This is a genomic window from Mesorhizobium sp. M7A.F.Ca.CA.004.12.1.1 (assembly GCF_003997835.1).
GTDB lineage: Bacteria > Pseudomonadota > Alphaproteobacteria > Rhizobiales > Rhizobiaceae > Mesorhizobium.
Genome location: NZ_RZRK01000754.1, coordinates 1 through 2,932 on the forward strand (window position 1 = coordinate 1; position 2,932 = coordinate 2,932).

The 2,932-nt window shown below is 62.3% G+C and carries 1 pseudogene; it reads left to right on the top strand.

What is annotated here, in order from left to right:
• Window positions 1-306 precede the first annotated feature (306 nt).
• Window positions 307-2,932: pseudogene (locus tag EN984_RS28960) on the top strand (kinesin); the annotation flags it as partial.

Sequence of the window (2,932 nt, forward strand, 5' to 3'; positions counted from 1 at the left end):
GCATTGAGAAGGCAATGCCGCTTTCGCCACGCATGAACTCGAACTCCGTTTCTTCGATTCGCCCAAAAACCTAGGCGAATCCAATGGACAACGGGTTAATGAATGGCCGGGAAAAATGTTGCCAAAGCGGCGCCCAAATCACAGTTCCGTTAACCTTATATTTAAAGTTTTACGTATCCCGCGGAATGCATGTTTTCTTTACCCCCCTGTGTCATTACGATACGAGGGGTCCATTTTCAGCCTCCTGCGCGGGGCAAGACAAACAGAATTATAAGCCCGCGGCAGCTAGTACAGGGTAGCGAAGGCATGGCAAAGAAACCAACGACGACGAGAACTCTCGACAGCGACGTGGCCAGGGAACTGGAAAAGGCGCTCGATCTCGACCTCAGCAACGAGATCGGCAACGGCGACCTCGACATCGCGGCTTCTATGGAGGATCTGGAAGCTCAGATATCCCAGGCGGCCGACGAGTTGGCGCGCGAGGGACGCAATCATAAGCCGGAACAAAACCCGGAGCCCGTAGTCAATCAGAACCACGCCGCGAAACCCGCGCCCAAGGCAAAGCCTGCCGAATTGCGCCCCGTGGAACCGCGCAATGGCGCCCAGCCCGCTGGTTTCGCACCGGCCAATGACGATCGCCAGAAGGACTATAAGACGCTCCTGCACAGCCTCAACAGGCGTGCCTCGAACACCATTTACTGGGTCGTTGCCTTCGTTTCGCTCGCCTGGTTCGCTGGCGCCGGCGGTTTGGCCAATCTGCTTTTCGGACCGAGCATCTGGAGAATCCGTACGCTCGACCAGTTCCTTGCCCGTCCGGAGCTGATCGGCCTTGCGGTCGCGGCCATCGTGCCCGTCATCCTGTTCTGGGCCTTCGCCGCCATGATTCGCCGCGCCCAGGAAATGCGCATCGCCGCACAGTCGATGACCGAAGTGGCCTTCCGCCTGACCGAGCCGGAAAACCTTGCCCAGGATCGCGTCATGATGATCGGCCAGGCCGTTCGTCGCGAGGTCGCGGCCATGGGCGAAGGCATCGAACGCACGCTTGCCCGCGCGGTCGAGCTGGAAACGCTGGTCCACAGCGAAGTCAACCAGATCGAACGCTCCTATTCCGAGAATGAATCCCGCATCCGTTCGCTGGTCGACGGGCTCGGCAGCGAGCGCGAAGCCGTCGTCACCCATGCCGAGCGCGTCCGCGCTTCGATCACCGGCGCGCATGAGACGCTGAAGGACGAGATCGGCGCCGCCTCCGACATCATCCGCGACTCGATCCTCAATGCGTCGACCAAATTGTCGATGACGATCACCAATTCCGGCGACACGCTGATCGACCGCATCAACGAAAGCTCGATGTCGATCTTCGATTCCGTCGAAGGCCGGCTCGATTCGATCACCGACCGTCTGTCGACCTCGGGCGAGGCCTTCGCCAGCCTTCTCGACACCCGCATCGCCAAGCTGACGGACACCACTGACGGCCTGACACGGTCGTTGACCGATCTGCTCGACGATCGCACCACAGGCATGGTGTCGCTGCTCGGCGGTGCCGCGCGCACTCTCAATTCCGAATTCGAGGCCAGCCTCAACGGCATCGAGCGGACTCTCGCCGAACGCGGCCAGGCCCTGATCAGCGAGTTCCAGACCCGCGCCGAGGCGCTGGACACCGGAACGCAGAAGCTCAATGCGGCACTCGAGGCCCGTGCCCGCCAGATCAACGAAACGCTGGTCGAGCGCGCCCGCGAAATCGCGCACACCTTCGCCGAGAGCAAGGACACGCTGTCGGCGATGATCGATCAGGGCAAGACCCAGATCGGCGCCGACATGGCCGATATCGTCACCTCGACCTCCTCCATGCTCGAAGCCCGCGCCAGCGACTTCGCCGGACGCATGGAAGCCGCCCGTCACGTCGTGTCGCGTTCGTTCGACAGCGACATCCAGCGGCTCGCCGACGCCCGCGTCGGCATCGAGGAAGCCGTCGAGAACCACAGCAGGAAACTGTCCGAAAGCCGCGAGCGCATGGCCGCGGCCATGGAGGCCGACCTGGCGAAGTTCGCCGAGGGCCGCGCCGGCATCGATGCGGCGGTAACCAACCAGGTGCAGAAGCTGGCCGAAGGCCGCAGCCTGATCTCGCGCGCTCTCGAAGAGGACCTGCGCAAGGTCAATGAATCGCGGGCGGCCATCGATGCATCGCTCGGCAGCCATCTCGAAAGGCTGGAAGAAGGCCGCAACAGGCTCTCCACTGCCCTAAACGAAGACTCCGGGAAACTGGTGCAAGCTCGTACGATCATTGACGAAATGGTGGCCGGGCATGTTGGAAAGCTTGCCGAGGGCCGCAACATTCTGTCACGCGCCCTGGAGGCCGACCTCGGCAAACTGTCCGACAGCCGCGCCAGCATCGACGGTCTGGTCGCCGGTCAGGTCGAGAAGATCGCCGAGGGCCGCGCCGTGCTCGCCAAGGCGTTGGAAAACGACATCGTCGGCATCAAGAGCCTCATCGAAACCCATTCCGCCAAACTGGCGGAGGACCGCACGCAGCTTTCCCATTCGCTCGACAGCGATCTGTCCGGAATACGCGGCCTGATCGAAAGCCACTCGGGACGGCTGGCCGAGGACCGCGGCCTGCTGTCGCAGACGCTTGAGGCCGACCTTGCCAAGCTGGCTGAAAGCCGTTCGAGCATCGACGGTCTGGTCGCCGGTCAGGTCGAGAAGCTGGCGGAAGGCCGCGACATTCTCAAGCGCGCGCTGGAATCCGATCTGAACACGATCAAGGGCGTCATATCGAGCCAGTCGGAAAAGCTGGCCGAGGATCGCGGTCAGCTTTCCCGGGGCCTGGAAGCCGATCTGCAGAATGTGAACAGCGTCATCGCCGATCACATGAACAAGCTCGTCCAAGACCGCTCCGCCCTGTCGAGGGCCCTTGAGGAGGACCTCGCCAAGC